The 25,929-nt window shown below is 68.2% G+C and carries 25 protein-coding genes and 3 pseudogenes; 20 read left to right on the plus strand and 8 right to left on the minus strand.

Annotated elements, in window-relative coordinates; all coding sequences use genetic code 11:
* Window positions 1-340 precede the first annotated feature (340 nt).
* Window positions 341-1,375 carry a protein kinase domain-containing protein gene (locus CD790_RS18995; protein ID WP_260867711.1) on the plus strand — a complete coding sequence of 345 codons (1,035 nt, stop codon included), beginning with the start codon at window positions 341-343 and terminating at the stop codon, window positions 1,373-1,375.
* A gap of 125 nt (window positions 1,376-1,500) precedes the next feature.
* On the opposite strand, the gene CD790_RS19000 is transcribed toward CD790_RS18995, so the two are convergent.
* A complete protein-coding gene (locus CD790_RS19000; RefSeq protein ID WP_260867693.1) occupies window positions 1,501-1,809 on the minus strand; it encodes a hypothetical protein in 309 nt (102 codons plus the stop codon).
* 339 nt (window positions 1,810-2,148) lie between these two features.
* Between CD790_RS19000 and CD790_RS19005 the strand changes: the two genes are divergently transcribed.
* The 9 genes and pseudogenes from CD790_RS19005 (at window position 2,149) to CD790_RS19055 (ending at window position 12,371) form a co-directional block, all read left to right on the plus strand.
* Window positions 2,149-2,361, plus strand: coding sequence for a putative ATP-grasp-modified RiPP (locus CD790_RS19005; protein WP_260867712.1), 213 nt, complete (start codon window positions 2,149-2,151; stop codon window positions 2,359-2,361).
* Window positions 2,358-3,326 carry an ATP-grasp ribosomal peptide maturase gene (tgmB, locus tag CD790_RS19010; RefSeq protein WP_144384454.1) on the plus strand — a complete coding sequence of 323 codons (969 nt, stop codon included), beginning with the start codon at window positions 2,358-2,360 and terminating at the stop codon, window positions 3,324-3,326. Before CD790_RS19005 ends, tgmB begins: the two co-directional genes overlap by 4 nt.
* Entirely contained in the window at window positions 3,323-4,456 is a 1,134-nt protein-coding gene (tgmC, locus tag CD790_RS19015; protein WP_144384455.1) for an ATP-grasp peptide maturase system methyltransferase, read from the plus strand. The genes tgmB and tgmC overlap by 4 nt, the downstream gene beginning before the upstream one ends.
* A gap of 324 nt (window positions 4,457-4,780) precedes the next feature.
* Window positions 4,781-5,362, plus strand: a complete 582-nt coding sequence (locus CD790_RS19020) for a hypothetical protein (protein WP_144384456.1) — start codon at window positions 4,781-4,783, stop codon at window positions 5,360-5,362.
* The gene (locus tag CD790_RS35945; RefSeq protein WP_260867694.1) at window positions 5,362-6,321 is read left to right on the plus strand and encodes a hypothetical protein; all 960 of its coding nucleotides are present in this window, start codon (window positions 5,362-5,364) and stop codon (window positions 6,319-6,321) included. The genes CD790_RS19020 and CD790_RS35945 overlap by 1 nt, the downstream gene beginning before the upstream one ends.
* 1,262 nt (window positions 6,322-7,583) lie before the next feature.
* A complete protein-coding gene (locus tag CD790_RS19030) occupies window positions 7,584-8,780 on the plus strand; it encodes a Cmx/CmrA family chloramphenicol efflux MFS transporter (protein WP_144384457.1) in 1,197 nt (398 codons plus the stop codon).
* 207 nt (window positions 8,781-8,987) lie between these two features.
* Window positions 8,988-9,317, plus strand: a pseudogene (locus CD790_RS19040) (RICIN domain-containing protein); the annotation flags it as partial.
* 441 nt (window positions 9,318-9,758) lie between these two features.
* A complete protein-coding gene (locus tag CD790_RS19050; protein WP_186319113.1) occupies window positions 9,759-11,291 on the plus strand; it encodes an IPT/TIG domain-containing protein in 1,533 nt (510 codons plus the stop codon).
* A gap of 387 nt (window positions 11,292-11,678) precedes the next feature.
* On the plus strand, window positions 11,679-12,371 hold the full coding sequence (locus CD790_RS19055) for an alpha/beta fold hydrolase (RefSeq protein ID WP_144384460.1): 693 nt from the start codon (window positions 11,679-11,681) through the stop codon (window positions 12,369-12,371).
* A gap of 458 nt (window positions 12,372-12,829) precedes the next feature.
* On the opposite strand, the gene CD790_RS19065 is transcribed toward CD790_RS19055, so the two are convergent.
* Window positions 12,830-13,810, minus strand: coding sequence for a hypothetical protein (locus tag CD790_RS19065; RefSeq protein WP_186319114.1), 981 nt, complete (start codon window positions 13,808-13,810; stop codon window positions 12,830-12,832).
* On the opposite strand from CD790_RS19065, the gene CD790_RS19070 reads away from it, so the two are divergent.
* The 3 genes and pseudogenes from CD790_RS19070 to CD790_RS35960 all read left to right on the plus strand — a co-directional run bounded on the left by CD790_RS19070 (window position 13,805) and on the right by CD790_RS35960 (window position 15,355).
* The gene (locus tag CD790_RS19070) at window positions 13,805-14,146 is read left to right on the plus strand and encodes a hypothetical protein (RefSeq protein ID WP_144384461.1); all 342 of its coding nucleotides are present in this window, start codon (window positions 13,805-13,807) and stop codon (window positions 14,144-14,146) included. The genes CD790_RS19065 and CD790_RS19070 overlap by 6 nt on opposite strands.
* Window positions 14,147-14,265: 119 nt before the next feature.
* Window positions 14,266-14,739 (plus strand): annotated as a pseudogene (locus CD790_RS35955) (hypothetical protein); the annotation flags it as partial.
* Window positions 14,645-15,355 carry a DNA/RNA non-specific endonuclease gene (locus CD790_RS35960; RefSeq protein ID WP_313956521.1) on the plus strand — a complete coding sequence of 237 codons (711 nt, stop codon included), beginning with the start codon at window positions 14,645-14,647 and terminating at the stop codon, window positions 15,353-15,355. The pseudogene CD790_RS35955 and the gene CD790_RS35960, both read left to right, overlap by 95 nt.
* Window positions 15,356-15,560: 205 nt before the next feature.
* Here CD790_RS35960 and CD790_RS19080 read toward each other — a convergent pair whose 3' ends face one another.
* Window positions 15,561-16,427 (minus strand): RNA polymerase sigma-70 factor, encoded by an 867-nt coding sequence (locus CD790_RS19080; protein WP_260867695.1) that lies wholly within the window; start codon window positions 16,425-16,427, stop codon window positions 15,561-15,563.
* A 247-nt stretch (window positions 16,428-16,674) separates the two neighbouring features.
* On the opposite strand from CD790_RS19080, the gene CD790_RS19085 reads away from it, so the two are divergent.
* Complete coding sequence (locus CD790_RS19085) at window positions 16,675-17,154, plus strand: carboxymuconolactone decarboxylase family protein (protein ID WP_144384463.1); 480 nt, start codon at window positions 16,675-16,677, stop codon at window positions 17,152-17,154.
* A 73-nt stretch (window positions 17,155-17,227) separates the two neighbouring features.
* Here the strand turns inward: CD790_RS19085 and CD790_RS34710 are convergent, their stop codons facing one another.
* On the minus strand, window positions 17,228-17,365 hold the full coding sequence (locus CD790_RS34710; protein ID WP_186319115.1) for a hypothetical protein: 138 nt from the start codon (window positions 17,363-17,365) through the stop codon (window positions 17,228-17,230).
* Between the two features lie 318 nt (window positions 17,366-17,683).
* Here CD790_RS34710 and CD790_RS19090 point away from each other — a divergent pair, with 318 nt between their 5' ends.
* Both CD790_RS19090 and CD790_RS19095 read left to right on the plus strand, forming a co-directional pair.
* Window positions 17,684-18,409 (plus strand): DciA family protein, encoded by a 726-nt coding sequence (locus tag CD790_RS19090; protein ID WP_186319116.1) that lies wholly within the window; start codon window positions 17,684-17,686, stop codon window positions 18,407-18,409.
* A gap of 99 nt (window positions 18,410-18,508) precedes the next feature.
* Window positions 18,509-19,294, plus strand: coding sequence for a DnaB-like helicase N-terminal domain-containing protein (locus tag CD790_RS19095; RefSeq protein WP_260867696.1), 786 nt, complete (start codon window positions 18,509-18,511; stop codon window positions 19,292-19,294).
* Here the strand turns inward: CD790_RS19095 and CD790_RS19100 are convergent.
* Window positions 19,221-19,562 (minus strand): annotated as a pseudogene (locus CD790_RS19100) (DNA glycosylase AlkZ-like family protein); the annotation flags it as partial. The gene CD790_RS19095 and the pseudogene CD790_RS19100 sit on opposite strands and share 74 nt — an antisense overlap.
* The gene (locus CD790_RS19105; RefSeq protein ID WP_260867697.1) at window positions 19,472-20,293 is read right to left on the minus strand and encodes an alpha/beta fold hydrolase; all 822 of its coding nucleotides are present in this window, start codon (window positions 20,291-20,293) and stop codon (window positions 19,472-19,474) included. The pseudogene CD790_RS19100 and the gene CD790_RS19105, both read right to left, overlap by 91 nt.
* Between CD790_RS19105 and CD790_RS19110 the strand changes: the two genes are divergently transcribed.
* Complete coding sequence (locus CD790_RS19110) at window positions 20,285-21,259, plus strand: YafY family protein (protein WP_144384465.1); 975 nt, start codon at window positions 20,285-20,287, stop codon at window positions 21,257-21,259. The two genes, CD790_RS19105 and CD790_RS19110, sit on opposite strands and share 9 nt — an antisense overlap.
* A 274-nt stretch (window positions 21,260-21,533) precedes the next feature.
* Here CD790_RS19110 and CD790_RS35965 read toward each other — a convergent pair whose 3' ends face one another.
* Window positions 21,534-21,896: a hypothetical protein gene (locus tag CD790_RS35965; RefSeq protein WP_260867698.1), complete on the minus strand. Its 363-nt coding sequence runs from the start codon at window positions 21,894-21,896 to the stop codon at window positions 21,534-21,536.
* A gap of 227 nt (window positions 21,897-22,123) precedes the next feature.
* Here CD790_RS35965 and CD790_RS35970 point away from each other — a divergent pair, with 227 nt between their 5' ends.
* Together CD790_RS35970 and CD790_RS19120 are read left to right on the plus strand one after the other, a co-directional pair.
* Window positions 22,124-22,435, plus strand: coding sequence for a site-specific integrase (locus tag CD790_RS35970; RefSeq protein ID WP_260867699.1), 312 nt, complete (start codon window positions 22,124-22,126; stop codon window positions 22,433-22,435).
* Between the two features lie 281 nt (window positions 22,436-22,716).
* A complete protein-coding gene (locus CD790_RS19120; protein ID WP_144384466.1) occupies window positions 22,717-23,694 on the plus strand; it encodes a hypothetical protein in 978 nt (325 codons plus the stop codon).
* A 41-nt stretch (window positions 23,695-23,735) separates the two neighbouring features.
* On the opposite strand, the gene CD790_RS19125 is transcribed toward CD790_RS19120, so the two are convergent.
* On the minus strand, window positions 23,736-24,596 hold the full coding sequence (locus CD790_RS19125; protein ID WP_186319117.1) for a G1 family glutamic endopeptidase: 861 nt from the start codon (window positions 24,594-24,596) through the stop codon (window positions 23,736-23,738).
* Between the two features lie 1,003 nt (window positions 24,597-25,599).
* Here CD790_RS19125 and CD790_RS19130 point away from each other — a divergent pair.
* On the plus strand, window positions 25,600-25,890 hold the full coding sequence (locus CD790_RS19130) for a hypothetical protein (RefSeq protein ID WP_186319118.1): 291 nt from the start codon (window positions 25,600-25,602) through the stop codon (window positions 25,888-25,890).
* Window positions 25,891-25,929: the final 39 nt, after the last annotated feature.

The following is a 25,929-nucleotide window of genomic DNA, read 5'->3' on the forward strand; positions in this document are numbered from 1 at the left end:
CCACGCTGTGGCCAGGCGCAGGGTGAAAGCGTCGAGGTAGATGACGTGGTCCATGCGTCCCGCCCGGCGCAGGCGCAGTCGGCCCTTGCTGCGGTCGAGGTCGGTTCGCCAGAGGTAGACGGGCTCTGGGCGCGGTTCCGTGAACCCCAGGTCAGTGGCGGGAGCGGCACTGGGGCAGACGTCGGCTCTGAGGCGGGGTACAGAGACACCCCCGGGAACCGCGTTGGGCACGTACGTTGTCTTTGCTCGGCGAAGCTGCGTCGAGTGTCGCCTACTGAGTGGGGGAACGGTGTTGCGGGAAGCACAGCCGGGAAAGGTAGTTGCCGGCCGATACCGCCTGGTGGTCAGACTCGGGTCCGGTGGCTTCGGGCATGTGTGGATGGCGCGCGATGAGTCTCTGCGCGTCGACGTGGCGGTCAAGGAGATCCGGCTGCCCGCATCATCTTCCGACACTGAGCAGGACGCCCTGCTGGCCCGCGCTGTCCGTGAGGCCCGCAATGCCGCGCGACTTCGTGACCACCCCCACGTCGTCGCCGTCCATGACATCGTCATGGAAGGCGACGTCCCCTGGATGGTCATGCAATTGGTCGACGGATGCTCACTACAGGATCATTTGACCAGGCATGAGCCATTGTCGGTGGACCGTGCCGCCGAAGTCGCCGTGGCTCTGCTGAGGGCCTTGGAGGCGGCGCACGCGATCGGCATCGTGCACCGGGACGTCAAGCCGGCCAACGTCATGCTCGCTCGAAGTGGCGAGGTGCTCCTCGCCGACTTCGGTATCGCAGTGCACTCTGCGGACACCCGGCTGACAGGGACCGGGATGTTCGTCGGCTCACCCGGGTACGCCGCCCCAGAGCGCGTACGCGGTGCCGACGGAGGAGGCGCGAGCGACCTGTTCTCCCTTGGTGTGACGCTGTATCAGGCAGTGGAGTGGCACACGCCATTCCGACTCGACGATCCAGCAGCAGTCGTCTTGGACGAGGCGCCTCCACCGCAGCAAGCAGGTCGGCTCACCGCCCTCATCACGCAACTGCTGGAGAAGAACCCAGATAGACGCCTTACAATCCCCCAGGCACTGGCCATGGTCGCCACGCCAACTTCGACGTTGCCCCCTGCGGCGGCGGGCGACTACGTGGTAGTTGTTCCCCCACTCGGCAAGAGGGTCACCGAGTGCACGGTCACGCGGTGGCTCAAGCGGGTCGGTGAACGCGTCAAGCAGGGCGAGCCCCTGGTGGAGCTTTCCACCGACAAGGTAGACACCGAGCTTCCCTCGCCGGCTACCGGAACCCTCAAGCTCCTCCTGGTCGCCGAAGACGAGACGGTAGCCATCGGCGTGCCCCTCGCCACCATCGACACCACGCAGACGCGCAGATAAAAGCGGCTGGCCACACGCGATGTGCCGACGGGCCGGGCGTCCTTCGAAAAGTCCTCCGCACCTGCGTCCTCACCCAGCCATGAGCCTCACAGAACCGCGGACAGAGCCAAGTTCGCGGGTTCCCATCACCGGCCCCGAGGTCGCCCCGCCCGCCGCGCTACTCGTGCGACGGCGCCCGCCCGCGCCGTCCTCCTGCTCGATACCGAGAGCCCGCAGGACCATTCGAGAAGGCGACTGGTGATCACGGAGTAGTGGACGCTGACCCGGCCCCGCTTCTTGTCCAGGATCTGTGGGGCCTCGTCCCGGTAGACGTAGCGGAGGTATCGGCGGCGGATCGGCGCTTCAGCTATCAGCAGCACTGGTGAGGAGATGAGGATGGCCACCGGGACCAGGGCTCTCACGACGGTGAGCTTCGCTTTCTCCTCGTATCGCATGCGTTCAGTGTGCTGACCCTGCATGTTGCTTGTCAGCCATACCCAGAACCCCTGGGTCCGACGATCTTACAAATGACCGCCTCAGACCCATGCTTGGAAGGTAGGACAAGCTCAGCGACGGGTGTGTGGTCTGCCCGGTGCAGCAGGGCACCAGCACGGTCCAGGGAGTGGATAGCCATACCGGTCCAACGGCAACCCGCACAAGGCAGACACCCGCGGTCTTTGGCCTTAGACGGTCTACCTCTGACGGCGGTGGACCATCACACTGATCACCTGTCTTCGATGATTGGGAGGTTGCCGGTGACGACTCTGGCTCCGAGGCCGTGGGGGCTGACCCGGATGAGGCCGTTCCCCGCGTCGGCTGCAGTGCCTGCGGCCACGGTCGTGCTGGACCCGGAGAAGCAGACCGGCCGGTGGGTTGGGCCGGATGGGCAAGGCGTGCCGAGCCTGGACCGGCACAAGCGCAGCGAGACCAACAAGGAGACGAAGCCCAAGACGTCCCTGGACGGCAACACGGATGAGGGCAGTGGCCAGCAGGGGGACAACGATTGACCGGCCCGTCAGCCGTGCTTGTCGTCACTCAGCTGGACGACGTGACGGCCGACGTCGTCATTGAGGAACTGGGGGAGCGGGGAGTGCCGGTGGTCCGGCTCGACCCCGCTGACTTTCCTGCCGCAGTGACCGTGAGGGCACGGGTCGGCGACTTCGGCCTTGCCGGCGAGATCCGCACAGGGACGCGGGTTGCTGCGTTGGACAGCGTGCGCTCGGTGTACTGGCGGCGGCCACGCCCCTACGCCGCGCCCACCGGCCTTGACGACCGTGACGCCCTGTGGTGCGTAGACCAGGCCCGCTACGGGCTCGGCGGCATCCTGGCATCGCTGCCGGGCGCGCACTATGTGAACCATCCGTGGCGCAACCGAGCCGCCGAGTACAAGCCCGCCCAGCTCGCTGCGGCTGCGCGGTGCGGGCTGCGCGTTCCGCCGACGCTCCTGACCAACGACGTGGACGAGGCCCGGCGATTCGTGGCCCAGCACGGGCCGGTCGTCTACAAGCCGCTCTACAACAGCGACTACACCGACCCGCAAGGGCGCGGATTGACGGTCTGGGTCGAGGAAGTCGCGGCGCAGGACCTGGACGCCGGGGTCAACAAGACAATGCACCTGTTCCAGCAACGGGTGGACAAAGTGGGAGACATCCGGCTCACCGCCGTCGGCGACCGCCTGTTCGCGGTGCGGATCGACGGCTCTCCCGGCCTGGACTGGCGCCGGCACTACGACGACCTCTCCTACGCCTTGATCAACACACCACCCGACGTGGCGAAGGGCGTACGCGACTACCTCGCGGCGTTCGGCCTGACGTACGGCGCCTTCGACTTCGGGCTCGACGCCTCCGGCAGGTGGCACTTCTACGAGTGCAACCCCAACGGCCAGTTCGCATGGTTCCCTACCCCGATCACCAGCCAGATCACCACAGCCATCGCCGACCAGCTCCAGCACCCCGACCGGGACCGCCGATGACCATCAGCACCTCTCTCCGCCAGGGCCTCGCCGACGAGCTTGCCCAAGGCGGCCAGCTCACCGACCCAGCTTGGCGATCAGCCGTCGAGGCCGTCCCCCGCGAAGTCTTCCTGGGGGACACCGTCTATCGACCGAACGGCACCCAGTGGGAACCCGTCCACCGCGACCAAGTCGGCGACGACGAGTGGCTCCGACGGGTCTATTCGGACACCACATGGGTGACCCAGGTCGAGGGCATCAGCGCCAGCAGCGCACCCGGCCCTGTGTCCGGACGCCCCACCTCCTCCAGCACCTTGCCGTCCCTCGTCCTGCGGATGCTCGAACTCGCCGACATCCGCGAGGGCGACAAGGTCCTGGAGATCGGCACGGGAACCGGCTACTCCACAGCCATCCTGTGTCACCGGCTCGGCGACGAGGCCGTGTACTCCGTGGAGTACGACGAGGGCCTGGCCGCGACCGCCGCACGGCGGCTCCAAGCCTCCGGCTGCTCTCCCCACCTCATCACCGGTGACGGTCTGCGCGGGTACCAGGACGGCGCCGACTACAACAGCGTTATTGCGACCTGCGCGGTGCGCACCATTCCGCCGTCGTGGCTGTGGCAGCTCCGCGATGGCGGCAGCATCGTCACCACGATCAGCGGCTGGATGCTCGCCTCCGGCCTGATCCGCCTCGTCCTCGACGAGGAAGGGGTCGCCCGCGGACGCTTCACCGGTGACAAGGTCTCGTACATGCTTGCCCGCCCCCACGAGCGCCCGCCCCGGCCCACCTTCTACCCGCATCCCGGAACCACCCGCAACGCGCGCGTCAGCCCGGAACTGCTGGACGACTGGACGGCCCAGTTCGTCGCGCAGCTAGCAGCCCCCTCGGCCGAGCTGGTGCGAACTGGAGAAGGCATCGCCCTCCTCGACGTGGCGACCGGTTCGCAGGCATGGACGGAGCCCAATGGTGACGGCTGGACCGTCCACCAGGACGGCCCACTGCAGTTGTGGGACCAGGTCGAGGACGCCCTTGCGCTGTGGGAGCAGGAGGGCGCGCCTGATCAGACGGCGTTCGGGATGACCGTCACCGAGTGGCACCAGACCGTGTGGCTCGGCGACCCGAAGGGACCGAGCTGGCGCCTGCCGACCTGACTCCTTCGTGGGACTCTCCGACTACGGCATCGCCCCCTCCCTGTGGTCCCGAGCCTGTGCCGCTTGCCGCACGCAGCAACTCGTGTGCGGCGCACAGGGCCGTTGGATGTGCCGCCTCGCCGCGCCGACGGGGGACGATCCGGCGGCGGCTCAGGGTTGTACCGGTCGGTGAGCCTTGCCGGAAGGGCCCGCGGCCTCGACCTGGTCGGCGCGCACCCAAGGACCCCTGCTGGGCGGAAAACGTCACGAGCCCTTCAGGAGAAAGATCGCGCCAGCTTCGCCCGAGATTCAGGGGTCTGTCATGCGACCGCACATGATCACCTCATGAGCGGGGCAGCAACCAAGCTGGAGAATGAGGGGGAACCAGTGCCCGCGACGGAACGCGAATTGCACGAGCAGCACCGGAGCATGACCAAGGAGCTAGCCGCCCGCCACGCTCGCGTCAAGGAACGTGACCCCGACGACCCGGAGAACGACAACCAGTACACCGAACTGGTCGAGCGCGCAGAGGAACTGCTGGAGTTCGAGCAGCAGCTGCCGGCCAGGCTCGCGGAACCCCAGCGGCTGAAGAGCGCAAGCATCGTGCGATGGGCGTGGCGGGTCCAGACCGCCGTAGCCGTAGGGCTCGCCATTGCTGCTCTCGCCCTCGGGCATACCGCTTGGTGGCTCGTGCTGCTCATTCCCCATCTGGCGGCCACGCTGATGGGCTGGTCGATCACCGTGACCGCCAAGCAGCACAAGCAACAGCGCACCATTGCGGTCGCCCTTCAAGTCGAGGGGCTCCTGGTCGTCCTCGTGGTGCTCGGCGTGATCTCTCCCTGGTGGATCATCGCTATCGTCATCGGCTGGATCGGCATCGGGGCGTTCTCGGAAGACAGCCCCGCGGGCCAGGGGGTGAAGAAGTAATGGAGGACGTGGACCGCCAGCTTCGCGACACCGACCGACACATGCGCGACCTGGACAGCCGTCTCGATGACCTCGAAACCGATCACCAGACCCTGAGCCGTAAGTTCGGCTACACCGAGGACCTGGACTACGAACTGCGCGACATCCGTGAGGACATATCCGGATGCGATGACAAGATCGACAAACTCGAAGAGGAACTCGACGACCGCATCGGGAGCACGGAACAAGACATCAAGCGACTCATGCAGCACGTGCGGCTACTCGAAGGGCAGATCAAGGTCGCTCAAGGGGTACCTGCGGCAGACCTGGACACCGTCACCAAGGACCAGCAAGCCCTCGCACGCACCATGGAGCGGGGCTGGAACGCCCGGAACCTCCTCCTCAGCGACCACGACCGCCGCACCCACCAGGTGCGTGTCCGACATCACCAGGACACCGCGGCCAAGCACCGGGCAGCGCGCACCGCGGTCGTCCAGGCTGTCGGCGCATTCACTGAAAGCCGCTACGGCACCAGTGACCACTCCGAGGCAGCGAGCCACCTCCGCACCCGGATCGCCGACGAAACGAGGCTGCGACAGGACCTCGTGCGGCAGGCACCCGCGGCCGAGGAATCCGCGAAGGCCCTTGCGGACGACGCTTCCACTCGCGCAGACCAACAGCCGGCGATGGCAGCTGGCGAGCGGGCGGAGAAGCGCCTCACCCTCGCCCTGCGCAGCCGCCTGACCGACGCCGTCAGCAGCCGATCACTGCTGCCAGCCTGGTTCGTCACCGTCCTTGGAGCAGCGCCGCCCGCCCGCCACACGGACCAGTGGTTGGAGACGGCCACCGGCGTCCTGCTGTACCGCCTCACCTACAAGATCACCGACCAAGTCGTCGCCCTCGGCCCTAAGCCGTCAGACATCGACCGGTACCGCCGCAGCTGGCACGAACAGCTGTCTAAGGGCCTGCGCCGCTGGTGACCAAGACAGTCCAGGGCAAGGCCACCTGCGCCATCGAGTCAACAGGCGCCGCTCACCCGGCCCGCGAACCAGCGCATACTCCCTTCTTCAGTCCATGCGGGGGAGCCGGCCCCGCGCGGCGACCCCGGTGCATGCCGGCCGGCTTTGACGATCGCCTGCCAGACCGGCGAAGCGACGGCGGCCGGCCGCCAGACACAGCAGGCCTTGCCGGCCGGTTGCCCCGGCCCCACTACGGCCAGCTGCTCATAGGTCGCACACATCTCCGGCTCGCGGTCGGGCGGGTCCTGACCGGCCCGCAGTCCGCCGCCCGGCCCGGTGTCGTGCGCAGAGTGAATGTCACTGCCGCGCAGAGTAGATGTCAGCGCTCCTTCGAGAGGTGATGCGCTGGCTCTCGCGACACATGTGGGTGACAGCCCCAAATCCGTGCCCGTCATCGGGGCTGGCGTCGTTCCGCGGGCTGGGTGGGTCAGCCGTGGTTGGGACCGACTGGCCCGGCAGCCGCTGACGTCCCGAATGCCGGACCGCGCCAGACTGCGCAGTGTGGGAGAGGTTGTCACAAGGTCCCGCCGCCCGGCTGGCGCCGACTTCGCGGTCCGGGCCGGGACGGCGGCCCGCCGATCGGGCCGACCGGAACCCCTCGACGCCGCGGCCCGCGTGGCCGCGACACCGCTGCGGCGTACGGCCGCGCGGACACGGCCCTACATCTGCTCGGGGAAGCGCACGATGAGCTGGGCACCGGCCCCGGCCGCCTGCGGCCATCCTGGACGCGTCCGGCATGGTGGCCCTGACCGCTGAAGTCGTTTCAACCACTGCGTCCCACGCAGGTCGTGTCGCTTTACACGGAGGCTGAGCCTCGGCGTTGTGCCGCGTTACGACGAGCCATCTTGTTCCTTTTCCGACTTCCTGCTGTGACGGAGATCACGGGTCTTGGTCTGCCGGGATCTGACCATATGTGGGGCGCGCTGACACCGAGGCCGGCTCGACGATCCCGCTCAGCTGGTTCGGCGCGTGGTTGTGGCGTTCCTCCGTCGCCTGTGAAACCGAGGTGCCCCGGACGGCATCAGTAGGGTACCGTGCGGGCCATGTCGAGCCCCGAGTCGGACACGGTGGGGGCTTTCGGTCACGCCGTCAGCCCCCTGAACCACTGAGTTCACAGCCTTTCCGCCACGCCGTGTTGTGCGGCCGGGCGAGCGCGCCCTTGGGCGCTGACCGCGGTGACGAGATGCCCTTCCTCGTGCTTCTTCTCGCCTCGGAGTCACTCGATGCCTCTTCCGCTGTACCTGCTTGCCATGGCGGTCTTCGCCATGGGCACCTCGGAATTCATGCTCGCCGGCCTCCTACCAGACATCGCCTCGGACTTTGATGTCACAGTCGGGACAGCAGGCATGCTCACCTCGGCCTTCGCGATCGGAATGATCGTCGGTGCCCCACTCATGGCCGGGCTTGCCCGCAACTGGCCCGGACGGTTCAGCCTGCTTGGATTCGTCTTCGTGTTCTCGGCTGCCCACGCCGTGGGCGCTGCCACTTCGAGCTTCTCTGTCCTGTTCGCGACCCGGGTCTTCGCAGCGCTCGCGAACGCGGGGTTCCTTGCCGTAGCTCTGACGACTGCGGGCACGCTGGTCTCTTCCGACAAGAAGGGACGCGCGCTCGCGGTGCTGCTGTCGGGCACCACGGTGGCCACGATCGCCGGCGTCCCAGGGGGAACGGTAGTTGGCTCACTTCTGGGCTGGCGGGCCACTTTCTGGGCCGTCGCCGCGCTCTGTCTGCCCACAGCCGTCGGCATCCTGAAGGGAATTCCGGCGCGGCCTGCGATGGAAGTAGCTGATGGACCGGCCATGCGCTCAGAGGTCGCAGAGCTGAAACGTCCGCGGTTGCTCCTGGTCATGCTGCTCGGCGCGCTGGTGAACGCGGCGACCTTCGCAAGCTTCACCTTCCTCGCCCCCGTGGTGACCGACACCGCCGGGCTTGGCGAACTGTGGATCTCTGTCGCTCTGGTGCTCTTCGGTGTCGGTTCCTTCGCCGGGGTCACGGTCGCCGGCCGGATGTCCGACCAGCACCCTGGCGCGGTTATCGCAGTCGGCGGTCCGCTGCTGCTCATCGGCTGGCCGGCCCTAGCCGCGCTGGCCGACAAGCCGGTCGCCCTGTTCACCCTCGTGTTCGTTCAAGGCGCACTGTCGTTCGCGCTGGGCAGCACGCTGATCACACGGGTTCTCTACGAGGCGGCAGGAGCCCCCACGATGGCCGGCTCCTACGCGACCGCCGCACTCAACGTCGGCGCCGCCGTCGGACCACTCATCGCCGCGACCACCCTCACCACCGCAGCTGGGGACCTCGGACCGCTCTGGGCAAGCGGACTTCTCGTCGCGCTGGCGCTGCTCGTCGCGTTCCCCTTGCGCAGTGTGATCGCAGGTGGTCGGAGCAGCGAGTCGCTCCAGGGACACGCGCGAACGTCCCGTTGAGCATCGAGGGATGGCGAATGCTCGTCGAGCGCTGCCGCACCCGTCCGATCGCCCACGGCGCCGCGCCAGCGTCTCCCGCGCCTGCCTGTTCAAGTGGAAGAACCGGTACGACACGTATGGCGAGAGGCGTCTCAGCTGTGACGACGCGGTGGAAGGTACGGCGCTCGCTCGGCGGCCAGCAACGAAGTCACCTGGAAGAACAAGCTCACTGGCAAGTGCCTGGACGCCGCTCCGGGCATGGTCCTTCTGGGCGACTGCAATCCTCGGGTCTCCATCTGGATTGAGACGAAGCAGCCCGACGGCACGTACGTGCTCAAGAACAAGGTGACGAAGAAATGCCTCGACAGCAAGGCGAGCGGCAAGGTCTACCTTTACCGGTGCAACGGCGGCGACAACCAGAAGTGGATTGAGACCAAGGACGGCTTCGGCTGGAAGCTGGTGGACAAAGCCACCAAGCGCACCCTCTCTGGGTGGGACAACGGAACGGTTACCACGGAGAAGTACGACGGCGGCCTCAAAGGCCAGCGCTGGAGCTGATTCCGTAAGGTGCTGACCCGGCGGAGCCACCGCTGGGTCAGTGCGCGTCCAGCGTGACCGTGCGTGCACCAGAAGCGGTCACCGCGGTGGATGCGGGCGGAATCAACGGCGCGGCCGACCTCGCGGTAGGTGATGCCCGTGTTGTGCGAGATCGGGCTGAGCGCGGGATCCGCCGCAGGCGGGCGATCTCCGGGCCGCCGTCAGAGAGGCAACGCGTGGTGCCCCGGTGGCACCGGTGTCTTCGCCCGGCGCACGTCCGCACGGCGCTGCTCATGCGTCGCTGGCGTAAGTCCGACGAGATGTAATGCGCTGTCCGTAGCAGCCCATCACGCTGAAACGCTTCACATGCCGTCTCGTCTCACCGCCGCCGACTGGGGATCATTGGAGGAACACGGCGGGGCCTACCACGCGATCCAAAACCGCCGGGGCGAGAGGAGTCCCATGTCCAAAGCCGAAACCGCCTCGGCCCGCCCGCTTCCGATGCCGGCTACGGCCGCTGCGGCGAACGGTTCCGCGCGCCTGGCGGATCCCAGCCCCATTCCCGTCGGTCCCAGCCCCGTCTCCATCGCCTTCACCCCCGACGGAACCCGCGCCTACGTGACCAACTCCGGTGGCGACACTGTCAGTGTCATCGACACGGCCACCAACACCGTCACGGGCACCGTCACCGTGGGCGCCGCACCGTGGGGCGTGGCGATCCACCCTGACGGGACCCGCGCCTACGTCACCAACTCCACCGCCGGGACCGTCAGCGTCATCAACACGACCACTAACACCGTCATCGCCACCATCACCGTGGGCGGGACCCGCGCCTACGTCACCAACTCCACCGCCGGGACCGTCAGCCTCATCAACACGACCACTAACACCGTCATCGCCACCATCACCGTGGGCACCAGCCCACACGGAGTAGCCGTCACCCCCGACGGAACCCGCGCCTACGTCGCCAACTCCGGCACCACCACCGTCAGCGTCATCGACACCACCACCAACACCGCCACCCGCATCAACACCGCGACCAGCCCGGCGTTCCTGGCCGCCTCCCCGGACGGGAGCCTCGTCTATGCCACGATGACCGCCGCAGGCACGGTCACGGTGATCAACCCGAGCACCGACACCATCACCCGCACGATCCCCGGATTCAGCGGGGCACAAGGGATCTCCCCTACCCCGGACGGCCGTCACCTGTACGTCGTCAACAACGCCACCAGCGCCGTTCGCGTCCTGAGGAGGCCGGCCGCCATCTCCCCCAACCAGGGTTCCTTGGGTGGCGGGACGCCGGTGACCATCATCGGCCATGGCTTCACCAACACCAGCTCCGTACACTTCGGCACCCATGAGGCGACCGACGTCGTGGTCGTCAACGACACCACCATCACCGCCGTCACCCCAGCGGGCACGGGAAGCGTCACGGTCAGAGTGACCGCCGCAGGAGGAACAGCGGTCATCGGCCGCTTCTACTACCGGCTTCTGCCGGTTATCGACAGCACCTCGGTATCCTCCGGGCCGATGAGCGGAGGCAGCCTCCTCACCATCACCGGCCGCAGGTTCATCGGCGTCAAACAGGTGTGGTTCAAGAACGTCGCAGTCGTCCCCACCATCCTGTCGGACACCCAGATGACCGTCGTCGTCCCGCCCTCGGCCCTGGCGCGCACCGTCCCCATCCATACGGCCAACCGGGGAGGCGTCTCCAACAGCTCCTCCTACACCTACCTCGGCGGCCCGGCCATCACCAGCATCAGCCCGATCTCGGGTTCACGGACCGGCTCTCGTGCCGTCAACATCAACGGCACCTCGCTGGCCCAGGTCACCAGCGTGACCTTCGCAGGCAACCCCGCCATCACCTTCAAGGCCACATCCGACATCAAAATCCAGGCCATCACGCCGCCGGGCACGCCCGGCCCCGCGGCCGTCGTCGTCAGGACAGCCAGCGGCGCCACGGCCACCTCCCCCATCCCCTACACCTACACCTAATCCGCAGACATACGCCCCACGACGGCACGCGTGCGACGGGCATGCGACTCGGTGGCTTTGCTCACGTCTAGGAGCAGCACTTCGACGGCGCTTTGGGCGTCGCTCTCCTCAGGGTGATTGTCGACATGCTCACGGGCGGGAACAGCACGCGGGCCTTCCTTGCGGGACCATCGCGGCCGTCACTCTCTCCCTGGTCCCCGCTTCGGATGCGCCCGATAGGCGAGTAACTCTTTGTAGCCAACGCCTGGGGGTGCGGCTGCGACTGCGGGGGTGCTCGCACGGTCGGGTCACCCTGGGTGCAGGCGCGCGGTTCCCGATGTGGACTGTGTTCGTCCCGTCAGGTGTGCGGAGCGATCCGTGATCCGTGCCGAGTGGAGGAACGTACTAGTGGCATCGAGGAAGCCGAGCATCGTCTTCGCCCATGGCCTGTGGGCCGACGGCTCCAGTTTCAGCAAGCTGATCCCCACTCTTCAGCGCGACGGCCATGAGGTGATCTCCGCGCAGAACACCCTGGACTCGCTGGAGGGCGAAGTCGATGCCGTCCACCGCGCCCTGGAACGGGTCAGCGCCCCAGCGATCCTCGTCGGCCACTCCTGGGGCGGATTCGTCATCAGCGCCGCTGGCAACCACAGCAAGGTCGCCGGGCTGGTCTACCTCGCCGCGCTCAGCCCGGAGGCCGGAGAAAGCGCCCAGGAGCAGATCGGCAACTTCACCCAGCCCGAGCTGTTCTCCCACCTGGAGGAGGAGAACGGGCGGATCTGGATCGCCCGCGACGGCATCTCCTACTTCTGCGGAGACCTTTCCCCAGAGGACCAGCAGCTCGTCTGGGCGACCCAGGGCGCCCCACGCGCAGAGATGCTCACCTCCACGACCGACAACCCCGCCTGGAAGTCCAAGCCCACCTGGTACCTCCTCACCACCCAGGATCAGGCCGTCCACCCCGACCTGCAACGCTTTGTCTCCCAGCGCATGGACTCCACCACCGTCGAGGTCAACAGCGCCCACGTCCCGATGCTCTCCCAGCCCGAGGCCGTCCTCGACCTGATCCGCAAAGCAGCCGACGCCGTGGCCACGGCATAGGGCCGCTTACAGTGAGCTACCGTCGGGCTATACGAGAGCATGACCGCGAAGGCCAGCAGCTACGGGGGAAGCCCCGGCCCTGCCCAGCGAAGAGCCGGGCAGCCAAGGTGCCCCCTGTTCTCGTAGACACCGACTTCGCTTCCACGCGGGTGCCTCCCGCACCTCTGAACATTCGCTGTTCGTGAGTCGCGTACATAGCCAGACTCTGCCCTGTTCTTCCTAAGCTACGTCGAAGCCCGGTGGGGTCGTGGATGCCGGGGAGCGGACCGGCGAGCATCTCCAGCACCAGGCCGTGCGCGGTCAGCTCCGCCGCGTCCCGCGCCCAGCCTCTTCATCTCGTACACGGTGAAGATCACCCGGCAGTGCGGGGCGTGCGCCTTGACCTCCCGCGCCGTCCTCAGCGCCCCCTCGAACCGGGGCGGACCCGCACCCGGGCCGCCTGGCTGGTCCCGTGCCGCCTACGCGCCGGCCGGGCCAGTGGTGGTGGTCGAGGAAGACGCGGGCGCGCTCATCGAGCTCGGCCGCGACCCGTACGCCGCGGGCCGGTACGGGCGCAGGCCGGAGCGCAGGGAGCGGACGGCCTTGAGGGTGCGGGTGGACTTCACCCCGGCCATGGTGTCGATCGCGCAGCCCCAGGTGGTGCACGCCTGCTCGATGCTGCCCTGCTTGGCCTGCTGCTCGGCCTGGGCTACCAGGTCGAGGGCGGTGATCCGCGCGTACGTCGCTCCGGGCCGGCTGGCCGCCGCGGTCGCGTACTGGTGGGCGGCGTTCGGGCGGTCGCCAAGGGTCTCGAAGACCTTCGCCGTGCGGGAGTGAACGGTGGCCGCCGGTGGGCCCCACACCAGGGCCCACAACGGCACCTCGTCCTCGGCCCTGGCCGCCAGCGCGGTCTCGGCGAGTTGGACGTCGGCGAGGGCGCGCCGGGTCTGGCCGGTCTTGGCGAGCGCGTGCGCGTGGGTGACGGCGAACAGGGCCTCGACCTGCTGGCCGACGCGGCCCCTGGCGCGCTCCCAGCCGCTCTCGGCGAGGGCCAGGCAGTGCTCGGGCCGGTGCAGCTTCATGCCCTGCCGGGACATCGTGCGCATCACGAAGCCGTCCTGTCCGGCGACGCCGGACGCCCGCGCGAGGGCGAGGGACTGGAGGTAGTAGCGCTGGGCGAGGCCCTGTTCCCCGCTGTCGTACGCCTTCCAGCCGTACAGGTGGGCCGCTGCCGAGGCGACCGAGAGCGCCTCGGCGCGGACGTCGTCGCTGGCGAACCGGCCCCGGCACAGCTGCGCGACGTCGGCTGGCGGGCGGCACGGTGGAACCGGGTAGAAGCCGTCGGTGGTCCTTGGCGCCGGCGTCCGGGTGCCGCCGTCTGAGTACCGTGCGCACCCCGCGATTGAGTACCCGCACGGGTGTCCCGGGCCGGCTGAGCGGCGTTGGATCGAGGCATGCACACAACAGCCCACCCTCCGACGTCCCCGGCCCAGGTGTCGGCGGAAAAGGACCGCTCCCGCTTCTGGTCCGTCCTGTGCGCCGTCTCCTTCATGCCGGCGTTCCTGGGAGCTGGTCTGCTGGCCCTGTCCTCCGAGCGGGCGTCGCGGTGCCTGACGTACGGGGAGGAGTGCAGCCCGGGACTGCCCGATTGGGTGTTCAACTGGGGAGTCGGTCTTGGCGTTGTCGCCTGCGTCATCGTCCTGGCCGCGCCGAACACACGGGTGCGGCAGGTGGCGCTCGCCGCCCAGGTCCTTGCGGAGTGCGCGGCATTGCTGGTGCCCCTCAGCCACTCGTGACCCGCCGCCGGGCTGCCGGTCGAGAACAGCCGCCGTAACTCCAAGCGGGACCGGCTAAAACGCCGCTCTCCACGCGGCGCCGTCCGTCCGCAACCAGGCGCGTTCGTCACGGCAGGCGGATGCGGTGGAGCCGCGCATCGCCAGCGGGTTCCCGGCCAGCGCGGAGCTCTGACGTGGTCCCCGGCCTGCTACCTCTCTGCCCGGGCCGGACCGTTCACGGGCAGGGGTATGGCATCTGCGGGTCATCCAGGTGTGGTGGTGACGGGGGCATACCCCGCTTCCGTGACCTCTTCTCCAGAGCCCGGACCATCAGTGACACCGGCCGCCTCTGCCGCTACCAGTTCACTCGCCGACCGTGCCGGCTACGACCCCGGCTTCCTCGGCCCGCAGGTGCCGCTGCCCACCCCCACCGACGCCGGCATCGAGATCGTGCCGCTGCCGTACACGCACTTCACCGTGCTGCTGCGCCCGGACCGCCAGCTCGCCGCGGCGACGACCGTGGCCATCGGCGGGGCCCGCCTGCGCGTTCGGACCGGGACAGCCGCTGGCGCCTCGACCCCCGCCTGCCGAACGGGCATCAGGCGGGCAACGAGCTGTACGCGCACAACTCCCTGGACCGCGGACACCTGGTGCGCCGACTGGACCCGGTGTGGGGAGAGCCGCGCGAGGCGGAAGGCGGACGACGACACCTTCCACTACACCAATGCCGCCCCGCAGGCCGACATCTTCAACCAGGGCAAGGAGCTGTGGCTGGGCCTGGAGGCCTACCTGCTGGAACACGCGGCCGAATTTGACCGCCGCCTGGTCGTCCACACCGGACCGGTCCTCCTCGATAGCGACCCCGTCCACCGATGGGTGAAGATCCCGCTGCGGTTCTGGAAGGTCGTCGGCTTCCTCGACGACGGACAGCTGGCCGCGACCGCCTACATCCTCGACCAGAGCCCCGACCTCACCGCCGCAGAAGCGGCCCGGGCCCTGGCCAAAGCCGAAGGCAACCCGCCCCCACTGGGCGCCTTCCGCACCTTCCAAGCACCGGTCCACGACATCGCCACCCTCACCAGACTGGACTTCGGCCCCCTACCGGCCGCCGACCGCATGCCCACACCCTCAGCTGCAGCCCGGGGCACGGAACGGTGGACACCCCTGACCAGCGCGCCTACCAACACCGCGCAGCCGCCGCCGGCCTCGCCCTCCTCGACTACCGCCTGAGCTGAACCCCGTACGCGTACCCGCGGGCGTGGACCTGCGCCTTACGTGTGACCGAGGTACGCGCCAAAGGGGCACCGAGATGATCTTGAAGCCCTGAGCGCTCGGCCCCCGTATTTCAGAGGGACACGAGGGACACGCACGCTGTTCTGCCAGCGCTGGTGCCAGAGCGAGCTAAGCTCCTGCTGCTGTCAAGAAGGCCTCGGGCTTAGCGGCGCAAGGTGGTCTCCCGCTCCAGATGCGACAGCTTCTCGGGATTGCGCACGGCGTAGAGCCCAGTGACGAGGCCGTCGTCGATGCGCATCGCCATGACGGTGTCGATCTCGCGGCCCAGCCGGACGATCAGCGCCGGGTCGCCGTTGACCTGTGTCGGCTGCAGCGACATCGCGGCGGCGATCTTGCCCAGCACGTGGGCCACCTGGTCGGCCCCCACGACGGGCGCCAGTGCGGCCTGCACGACTCCGCCTCCGTCAGTCAGCAAGACGACGTCCGGCGCGAGGATGTCGAGCAGGCGTTGCAGGTCGCCCGTTTCGACTGCCTGCTGGAACGCCTCGACGGTGCGGCGAGTCTCGGCAGCGGAGGCGACCCCGCGCGGTCGGCGCGCGGCGACGTGGGCCCGTGCCCGGTGGGCGATCTGGCGGACCGCGGCCGGGCTCTTGTCGACGGCCTCGGCGATCTCGCCGTACCCGAGGTCGAACACCTCGCGCAGCACGAACACCGCCCGCTCGGTCGGGGCGAGCGTCTCCAGTACCAGCAGCATCGCCATCGAGACGCTGTCGGCCAACTCGACGTCCTCGGCCACGTCGGGCGCGGTCAGCAGCGGCTCGGGCAGCCAGGGGCCGACGTAGGACTCCTTGCGCCGGCCGAGCGTGCGCAGATGGCTCAGCGCCTGCCGGGTGGTGAGCCGGACCAGGTACGCACGCTGATCCCGCACGGTGTCGAGATCGACGCCCACCCACCGCAACCAGCTCTCCTGGAGGACGTCCTCGGCGTCGGCGGCCGAGCCGAGCATCTCGTAGGCGACGGTGAACAGCAGGTTGCGGTGGGCGACGAACGCCTGGGTAACGCTGTCCATGCGGTCGCCACGAGCGACCGGCTCGGATGTGTCCCTTGCCCAGTCGCTCGTAGTTCGGTCGTTCATCGCCGGCTCCTGTCCGTTCGCTCTCGACTGCGCCGTACACCAGACGCCGGCCCCCGCCGCTTTGTGACGCCCGCGACCGGTGACGGACGCCACATCACCGCGCCGTCACAAGGATCGGGCCGTCGGCATCTTGTGTTCGTCCAGTGCAGCAGCACGCAACACCACAAGTGAGGACGACGTCATGGAACCTCGTTTCAACCTGTTCGACAGCCCGACCGCCGCGAAGGTGGCCAAGCGGTTCTACAACACCTCGTTGGCCCTGGAAGGGTCGACGCTGCCGAAGGCCCTGCGGGAACTGGTGGAGCTGCGGGTCGGCCAGATCAACGGCTGCGGTTTCTGCGTCGACGTCCACACCAAGGAGGCCGCAGCCGCCGGTGAAACCGCGCTCCGGCTCAACCTGGTCGCCGCTTGGCGGCACAGCACTGTGTTCACCGAGGCCGAGCGGGCCGCGCTGGCGCTCGCCGAGGAAGGCACCCGGCTCGGCGACCACGGCGTGTCCGACGAGACCTGGGCCGAGGTGCGCAAGCACTACGACGACGACCAGGTCGGTGCGCTGGTCTGCCTGGTCTCCCTGATCAACGCGGCCACCCGGATGAACGTGATCGTGCACAACCCGGGGGGCTCGTACGAGCCCGGCATGTTCGCCAGTACGTCGAGTTGACCGGGAAGCGAAACGCGGCCTGTCCCAGGATCGTTCGATCCGGGCCGGGCCCGCCGCTATGGGCAGTGCCCGGTCAGTAGTCCGTCCGGGCAATGACGATGATGCCGAGGAGCGGGATCACGAGCAGGAGGAAGATCATCACTGCGCATCCGCAGCCCATCATCTCGAAGTCGGACGTGTCGGGCCCCTGGGGCTTGTGGCTTTCACTCACACGACGGACGCTACGAGCCGCTCGCGCATCGCGGAGCCGTACTGGTGCTCACCCGGCTAGGTAGGGCTACCTACCAGTGCCCACTGCCGCAGCGCAGCCCCACCCGGCGCCGCTCTGGGCGGGCGCCCGGTCGTCCGGCACAGCTACTGGATTCGGCCAGCAGCTCTGCGGGCAGCTGGCCGGCGTGTGGGGGCTGTCGTGACTTCACTGTCCATACGTCCCCAACCGTAGGAGCGGGGCCAAGCCCAAGGGAGCACGATGCAGGCTCTGCCAGCAGGCAGCTTGACCGGCGATCCGGCGCCGCGTAGGAGATCAGGCATGCAGCGATCCTTCGAGGAGCCGAATGATGTGCCGCAGGGGCACGGCGTGCAGCCGCGCGTGGACCTTGCTCGTGTCGCCTTGCGTGCTGCTCGTGAGGGTGCTCGACACCGCGCCAGACAAGGGCAAAGCGCTGACAGAAGGTCTCGTCGATTTCGGGGGCGCCGGCAGAACAGGAACGAGCCGGTCACCTTCCGCACCGCGCTCCTCAAGCTCTTTGAGCAGGCGGGCGTGCCCATCTTTGATGACCACGTCCTGGCCCAGTGGGACACCATCTTTCCGGAACTGGCACGCGGCCTGGCTTTGGTTGGCTTCGATGCCGAGAGCGGGGCTGTGGTGCTGCGGCCTGCGTCGTCAGCCTGGGTGACGCAGGCTCGTCTTTTGGGACCGAGGCTTGTTGAGCGAATCAACGAGCGCCTGGGTACCCATACCGTCCGGTCCATTCGCCTCCTGAAGCCCGGCGCCGTGGAACCGAGTGCGCAAGCTGGTGTTCCAGAGACGAGCGTGAACCGCCGGACGGCCGGTGCTCGGGACCTGAGCGGTCCGACAATTCTGGCCGCGATCGAGCGGCAAGCCCGGCAGACACCTCGCGAACCCACACAGCTCTTCGTCGCCGGCCGAGCCGAGCGCGCCTACCGCCACGAGCGGTCCGAGCAGCGGATGGCCAGTACGGTGCATGCCCGGGCACTGTTCCGAGCCCGGATTCAGCGCGAACCGTCGGCCTGAACGTATCCAAGTGGGTCACGGGGGTGCGGTGTCGTGGCTACGCTTACCTGCATCAACGCGCCGGGCTACCCGGCCCCGCCGACAAAGCGAGGGAACTCCGTGGCCGAGGGTGAGACCGATGCACAGCCTCCTCACGACCTGGCCGCGGAGGCGGCTGTCCTGCGTGCCATGCTGCGGTCCACCGAAGCCATCGCCGACATCGTGGAAGTGCTCCACAGCCACGACTTCTACCGCCCCGCGCACGAGCTGATCTACACCACCATTCTCGACCTCTACAGCCGCAACGAGACACCCGACCCCGCCTCGGTCGGTAGCGCACTGGACAAGAAGGGGCAGCTGGCCGAGGTCGGTGGCCACGCTTACCTCTACGGCTTGGTCGGTTCCCCCTCCCGCAGCAGGTCCTGGCTCAGTGACGCCGAGCGAGTCCAAGCCACAGCGGTGCTGCGTCGCACCAAAGAGGCCGCCGTCCACATCGAGAACCTGGCCGCCGAGGGCACTGCCGAGGACGTGGACCGGATTGTCGACACTGTCCAAGCGGAGATCTTCGCGGCCACCGCCCGTTGCCGCACGGGACTGCCGCCTTCTTACTCCTTCAGCGAGGTGATGGAGGAGACCCTCGACGAGCTGGAAGCCGCCGGCAGCCGCAATCAGCACACTGGTATTCCCACCGGCTTCACCGATCTGGATGCCCTGACCGGGGGTCTCTATCCTGGGCAGCTCGTCGTCATTGCGGGGCGTCCTGCCATGGGCAAATTCGCGGGGACAGCAACTGCAACACCCAGCGGGCATCGTCGCTGGGGATGGTGTGCAGGGTGCCGCGCATGTACCAGTTGCGGACGATACTCCGCTCCTTTTCGTAGGCCGTGCGGATGGCCTGGGCGGTGATGCCCCGGCCGCATACCCAGATGCCCAGGTCGGCGGCCGTGGCGTCCTGGGCCTGGATGGCGAAGACCCGTCGGACGACCGCCTCGGCAGAGGCCTCGCATGCTCCGCCGGCCAGGGCCTGCGCACAGGCCCGCAGCCTGCGGACGCTCTCGTGGTCAGGTCTCTCGGCCGACGCGGTCAGGAGACGGCCTTGTCGAGGACACGGGCGAGTTCGGCGGGCGCGGACAGCATCGGCCAGTGCCCGGTGGGCAGGTCGAAGCGCCGCCACGGCGGCTGGTTCAGGTAGGTCAGCATCGGCACCCCGGCTTCCAGCAGCCCCGTGAAGTCACGGCAGGCGATCAGGACACGGTCCACACCGGGACCGGGCTCGGCCGGGTCGGCGAGACGCTGGGTGAAAGTGCCGAATGGCTGAGGGGTGGCACGCGTGCGCAGAGCGTTCCGCTGGCCCTCATCGAGCCCGTCGAGGCTGCTGGACAAGCCCAGGACCTCGAAGGGCGGCATCGGTAGCCGCCACCCGTCGCCGGAAGCGTCGACCTGCTGGCGCAGCTGGTCCGCTGCCTGCGGTGGCATGAGGTCGAGCATGCACATGCCTGCGGCGAACGGGGCGCTGTCCACGTAGATCACGCGCTCCAGCCGGTCGCCGAGACGTCCGGCTGACCCGGTCACCGGGGCCGCCGCGTAGCTGTGGGCGACCAGCGTGACCTCGCGCAGACCGTTCCGCTCAGCGAATCCGGTGATGTCCGCGATGTGCGTGTCCAGATCCGTCTCGGGTCCGCCCTGGTCGGCGTGCTCGGCCAGGCCCGTCAGTGTCAGCGGCAGCGCCGTGTGGCCGCGCTCCCGCAGAGCGCGGGCGGTGTCTTCCCAGGCCCAGCCCCGACCCAGGCGCCGGGAACAAGTACGAAGGTGGCCATGTGATCTCCCAGAAGTAGGTGCTGTGGGGAGCGTAAAGTCGATACAGGACAGAATCCGCCCTGAAATACCGAGTGATCCATGTCGCATCCCCTGACCCGTGTGCTGACCCTGCTGGAACTCCTCCAGTCCAACGCCCGGCTCACCGGGATGGAGCTCGCCGACCGCCTGGACACCGACGTGCGCACAGTGCGCCGGTACATGTCCCACCTACGGGACCTGGGCATCCCCGTGGAAGCCGAACGCGGCCGCTACGGCGGCTACCGGCTGGCCCGCGGCTACCGCATGCCACCCCTGGTCCTCACCAATGACGAGGCCCTCGCCGTCGTTCTTGGCCTGCTCGCCGCAGACCGTCTGGGCATGGGCACCGCCGCGCCGGCCACTGCCGGCGCCCTGGCCAAGATCGAACGGGTGCTCCCGCAGGCCCTGCGCGAACCGCTCGCTGCCATGCGGGAGACCCTGTCGTTCACCGCCAACGCCGTAATCGGGCAGGCACCCGGAACCGGCGTCCTGCTGGCACTGGCCCAGGCCTCCCGCGCCCACACGACCGTCGCCATCAGCCACCAGTCCTGGCGCCAGGAACACACCGAACGCGACATCGACCCCTACGGCGTGGTCTTCCACACCGGCCGCTGGTACGTCGTCGGCCACGACCATCTCCGCGACAGCCTGCGCACCTTCCGCATCGACCGCATCACCTCCGTCACCCCCCGAGCCCACAGCTTCACCGCACCCGACGGCTTCGACCCCGTCGCCCACCTGACCTCGACCCTCGCCCAGGGGCCCTACCGCTGGCGGGTCGAGGTGACGATCCACGGCCCGCTCGATGAGATCGCTCGCCGGCTGCCCCGCTCAGCGGTGACCCTCACCGCTCAGCCCACCGGCGTTCTCATGCACGCACGGGCAGAACGGCTGGACGGCATCGCCCACATGCTCGCCTCCATGGAATGGCCCTTCACCATCCACCAACCCGACGAACTACGGCAGGCGCTCAAGAATCTGGGCGACCAACTCACCGCAGCCGCCCAACGAAGGCCAGAAGAACTACCGCAGTAAATACCGGATTTACTGCGGCAGAGCCCCTGCGGTGATCACCGCGAACTGCGGCGGGGGTTCCGGCCGCCGGGGCGAGGTGCACGCATTTACTGCGGCAGTACCGGAAGGGCGGGACGGACGTGACGATCGAACCGGTGACCGAACTCGGGAGCGGGGGCGCGCTCCGGCTGCCGCACGCCAGGGTCGTGCCCCTGTCCGCCCCGCCCTCGTCGTACACCGCGGCAGTCGAGCGGTACCTCACCGGCGCGGGCATCGCGAAGTCGTCCGCGTGGATCTACCGGATCTCGCTGACGACGTGGGGATGGATGCTCGCCGGCGAACCGGCCCCGACCGGACCCGACCGCCGGGGCGCGAAGCCGCCCGCCTTCCCCGTCGCCGCGATCGACGACCCAGCCCTGCCCGAGGCGCTGGCCGAGCTGGCGGACGAGATGGACGCCGACACCGTCAACCGGGAGCTGTCCATCGCGCGCAAGGCGATCGGCTGGTGGCAGCGCCAGGGCTGGATCGAAGGCGATCCCACGATCGGCATCGAGCGACGGCCGGCACCGCCAGACCGCACTAAGGCCCTGGCGGAGAAACAGATCGCCGCCCTGTGGCGGCTGGACGTCTCGCTGCGGGAGAAGATGTTCTGGAACATGCTCTACGAGTCGGCGGCCCGCGCCGATGAGGTGCTGTGCCTGAACGTGGAGGACCTGTATCCGCAGGACAAGCGCGGCAGGATCACCGCCAAGGGCGGGGCGATCGAGTGGATTCACTGGCAGTCCGGCACCGCCCAGCTCCTGCCCCGACTGATTCGCCCGTCGCACCGGCGGCCCGCTGTTCCTCACCGACCGCAAGGCCCCGGCCGGAACACCCACGCTGGACGTGTGCCCCGAGACCGGCCGGGCCCGGCTCTCCTATCGCCGGTCCGAGGAAATCTTCGAGGAGAACACCCGGCCACTGGCCAATCCTCTCGCCTCGCCCGAGGACATCGAGGACCTGGACGGCTGGACGCTCCATCGGCTACGCCACAGTGCCCTGACACACGACGCCGAGGGCGGCACCTCCACCCCGATGTTGCTGGCCCGCTCCCGCCACGCCTCCGTCCGCTCCCTGGAACGCTACGCGCGGCCCGGCGTCGACGCGGTCGCCTGGCACGTCGCCTCACGCGACCCCGCCGCCCGTCGTCGGGGTTGAACAGCGGCCCACGGCGCGTTTCCGGCGTATTCCGGTTGGCCTCCTACTGGGCCCAGTGGCTTGACGTGGATCGCCACACTCCCGATAGCTATCTGTGATGTTCAGGCCACAGGTTGACGGCATCGTTCTCAGGTCTGGGGCCGACACGACGCGAAACGACGAGCGTCGGACATCAGGCGCCACTTGGTGCGCATCATGGTCGTGTGGAAGAGCCCGCTGCCGGAAGGCCCAGGTCCGGGAGTCGCCGAGCGTCGGACTTGTCGCGTGTGGAAAGGTGGCTGGTGCGGCACTATGCCTGGATTGGCCCGGCTTGTGTTGCTGGGTACACCGCGCTATTCGGTCCAGGCGTCTACGCCGATGATCCACTGCACGCGTCGGGTTTCATGCTCTTCTTCGTCGCCCTGTTCTGGTCACTCAAAGTGCCGAACCGGATGAGCCTGACGCTGTCGCGGCTGCAGGCGAGGAACGCACTTTCCCCGGCTCGCGAAGTCACCGCCCTCGAAACTCGTCTGCATCATTCGGCACGCCGGTGGGCCCGTGCCATGAGCGTGGTCACCGTGGTTCTCATCGAGGTGGCCTTCATTGCCGCGGTCGGTTTCTCGAAGCCTGGCCTGATGGTGATCGAGGGGGCCATGGCTGTTCCGGTCGGCCGGTTCCTGGGGCGGGCCATGTGTTACGGACGTCTGGGGGGCCGACTGCGTGCGAATCAGGCGATCGAGCTGGTCGTGCAGCCCGGACACGTCGACGGTGCAGCAGGCCTCCGGCCGGTCGGCGGCCTGTACTTCTTCCAGGCGATGCTGGTCTCCCTCATCGCCCTCTACCTTTCCGTGTGGTGGCTCCTCATGGAGCTTATTCCGCGCTTCGAGGCGCGATACGGGTACTGGCAGGACGCATACCTGGGACTTTTCCTCGTCGCCCTTTGTTGCGTCGCCGCGGCGTTCCTGCTTCCGATGTGGACATTTCACCTCAGCATGCGGGAGGTGAAGCAAGCGCTCGCATCCGAGGCCGATCGCATCAGCATCAAGATCGCCACTGAAGAACGGGCACTGCTTTCCATGGACGGCGGCCTGGACGCCACGCATCATCAGGAACACCTCAGCCGCCTTGTCCAACGCTTTCGAGCCATCGAGAAGATGCCGACCTGGCCCGTCTCCACAGGACTGCGCACCTGGTTCATGGCCAACATGCTGGCGCTTCCACTGCCGGTGGTCGCCGGTCTCGTTCCCGTGTTCGTGCAATCGGTTCTTACAGGAGCCTGAATCGACCCCCTGACTGCGGACCACAAGCCACGTCACGGCGGTCAGGCAGCTGCGCACACGACTTTGAAAGCGTATTCGTTGAGCCTCACGGGCCTGGCGAGGGTGGAGCCGTGTTCATCGACCATGGTGATGGCGTCGCCCGACGTGAGCGACCGGCTGCCATCCGTTGTGAACGTGATGATTTCGTCGAAGTAGACGACCCCGAAGTGGGCCAGTGGGTCGACAGGTTGGCTGAAGTCCCCGCGAGTGACGCCCGCGTCGATCGTGACGGCAGGGGGGAACCCGGTGTCGACCTTGAAGTTCATCGTCTGCGATCTGGTCTCGTTGGCGAGGAAGTAGTGCGCTGTGCCGGGCGGCTTGGGGTCGAGACACAAGGCGCCGCTCAGCACATCGCCGGGCTCGACCGGCAGATTGATGTCCCCGACATTTCGTGCCCAGAGCTGGCTGGTGACGTTCTCCATGGAGTCGACGGTCATCTCGACGTGGACGTCGAGGAAGCCGAGACCGACGAAGGTACGGAAGTGGTTGAGGCCGAGCGGGCTGGAGCTGAACCGCAGGTTGGGCACCGTCCAGGTGACGGACAGAATGGTGAACGGTGCCGAGTGGCTGACGAGGCTGTAGCCGCACGACTCGGTGGGCGACGGACCCAAAACGCCGGCGGTAGCTGCCCCCTTGGCCGCCGTCGCGCTGTCCGGCCGCGGCTCAAGATGATCGAAGCTGCGGTAGCGGACTGCCCGTCGCTCCCACAACGCGGCCAAGCCCGGCTGAGTCTGGGGGTCGGGCCGCAAGGGCAGCCCGTGCCTCTTCAGATCCTTCTCGGTGGCGGTGAACGGGTCGAAGTCCTTGGGCGGAGCGGGGTGGAGCCGCACCGCTCTTCTGTCGGGGGCTTGCTGTCCAGTCATGCCGCTCTCCTCCCGATGGCCCGGTCCGAGTGCCTGCATATACCAGTGTCTGGCCGGGTGTCGGGGTCTGCCACCAGAAGCCGACCTCCTACTGGCCGGGCATGGGAGATGCACAACGGGTCGCATGGCAGCACCGGCTCGTAGGCACCGGGCTGTCCTGCCCGATCGGCGTGGCGAAGGCCGAAGGCTGACGTTACCGGGTGGGCTTCGGAACGGACGCACGCAGAGTGCGTGACGAGCGGTCGCGCCTCGCCCGACGGCACACGGCACTGAGGTGTGCCGTCGGGTTAGTACTGCCCGCTCGGATTCAACGCCACGTGGGCCTACCTGGCCGCGACCGCGTGCCCCGCTCCCGATCTGCGTAGGGACTCGGCAGCCCTGCTACGCGCGCATGTGCTCTCAGGGCTTCAAGATCATCCCGTCGCCCCTTTTGGGTTTATCTCGGCGATCCCCCGGCTGACGCCTCCAAGATCAACTATTGGCGGCTTCTGGGCTCACCTCGGCGACACCCCTACAGGTCGTGGGCCTTGAGCCAGGCGATGGCGGCCGCGCGGTCGAACTGGGGGGCCGGCGGTGGGGGCAGGGAAGTCGGAGTGGTGGTAGCGGAGGGTGCGGATGTGCGCGCGGCGGGTCCAGGCCAGGCGCGCGATGTCGGCGAGGGTGACGGTCCGGGGAGTGCCGGGCGCGGGCGGCGGCACTACCACGCCAGCTTGGTGGCCATGGCCGACGAGATAGGCACTCCGCGTTCCGTTCAGCGCCTTGATGAGCTTCTCGTCGACTGATCTCCGCCCCTCGTTGATCTTGCTGCAGCCTGTCGCAGAAGGGGAAGTGGTCTTCCGGGTGTTCTCCAGCGGGGTTCGAGGGGTGGTGGATACGTCTGTGCCTGACCCCACAAGGAGGACGGGTATGGGACGCAGGGTGAGGGCGATGGCCGTGGCCGCGGGTGTCGGTCTGGTGCTGCTGGGCGGGACGTCGCCGTCGTTGGCAGCACCGGGGGGACACGGTGACCATCACAGTGCGGGAGGCGGTCGCGGAGCTGCCGGTCGCCGAGGAGGATCGCACCGGGTACTGGCGGGATGCGTTTCGGCACTGGGTGGACGCCGACCGCGACGGCTGCAGTACCCGTAACGAGGTTTTGATCGAGGAGGCCGTCACTCCGCCGATGGTCGGGGCGCGGTGCTCGCTCGCTGGGGGCCTGTGGCACTCGTACTACGACGACGTCGACCAGGCCAGCGCGCGCAGTCTCGACATCGACCACATGGTGCCGCTCGCGGAGGCGTGGGACAGCAAGTAGGCGGAGTTGGGCCAGACGCAACATTCCGCCCGTTGCCGC

This window comes from Streptomyces sp. SAJ15, from assembly GCF_007595705.1.
GTDB lineage: Bacteria > Actinomycetota > Actinomycetes > Streptomycetales > Streptomycetaceae > Streptomyces.

What these genes read in the sequence shown, in the direction of transcription:
- CD790_RS19000 (WP_260867693.1), bottom strand. Translation starts at nt 1,809, where the DNA reads ATGCGATACGAGGAGAAAGCGAAGCTCACCGTCGTGAGAGCCCTGGTC.
- CD790_RS19005 (WP_260867712.1), top strand. Translation starts at nt 2,149, where the DNA reads ATGAGGCCGTTCCCCGCGTCGGCTGCAGTGCCTGCGGCCACGGTCGTG.
- tgmC (WP_144384455.1), top strand. Translation starts at nt 3,323, where the DNA reads ATGACCATCAGCACCTCTCTCCGCCAGGGCCTCGCCGACGAGCTTGCC.
- CD790_RS19020 (WP_144384456.1), top strand. Translation starts at nt 4,781, where the DNA reads ATGAGCGGGGCAGCAACCAAGCTGGAGAATGAGGGGGAACCAGTGCCC.
- CD790_RS35945 (WP_260867694.1), top strand. Translation starts at nt 5,362, where the DNA reads ATGGAGGACGTGGACCGCCAGCTTCGCGACACCGACCGACACATGCGC.
- CD790_RS19030 (WP_144384457.1), top strand. Translation starts at nt 7,584, where the DNA reads ATGCCTCTTCCGCTGTACCTGCTTGCCATGGCGGTCTTCGCCATGGGC.
- CD790_RS19050 (WP_186319113.1), top strand. Translation starts at nt 9,759, where the DNA reads ATGTCCAAAGCCGAAACCGCCTCGGCCCGCCCGCTTCCGATGCCGGCT.
- CD790_RS19070 (WP_144384461.1), top strand. Translation starts at nt 13,805, where the DNA reads ATGCACACAACAGCCCACCCTCCGACGTCCCCGGCCCAGGTGTCGGCG.
- CD790_RS19080 (WP_260867695.1), bottom strand. Translation starts at nt 16,427, where the DNA reads ATGGACAGCGTTACCCAGGCGTTCGTCGCCCACCGCAACCTGCTGTTC.
- CD790_RS19085 (WP_144384463.1), top strand. Translation starts at nt 16,675, where the DNA reads ATGGAACCTCGTTTCAACCTGTTCGACAGCCCGACCGCCGCGAAGGTG.
- CD790_RS19090 (WP_186319116.1), top strand. Translation starts at nt 17,684, where the DNA reads ATGCAGCGATCCTTCGAGGAGCCGAATGATGTGCCGCAGGGGCACGGC.
- CD790_RS19110 (WP_144384465.1), top strand. Translation starts at nt 20,285, where the DNA reads ATGTCGCATCCCCTGACCCGTGTGCTGACCCTGCTGGAACTCCTCCAG.
- CD790_RS19105 (WP_260867697.1), bottom strand. Translation starts at nt 20,293, where the DNA reads ATGCGACATGGATCACTCGGTATTTCAGGGCGGATTCTGTCCTGTATC.
- CD790_RS35965 (WP_260867698.1), bottom strand. Translation starts at nt 21,896, where the DNA reads ATGTTCCAGAACATCTTCTCCCGCAGCGAGACGTCCAGCCGCCACAGG.
- CD790_RS19125 (WP_186319117.1), bottom strand. Translation starts at nt 24,596, where the DNA reads ATGACTGGACAGCAAGCCCCCGACAGAAGAGCGGTGCGGCTCCACCCC.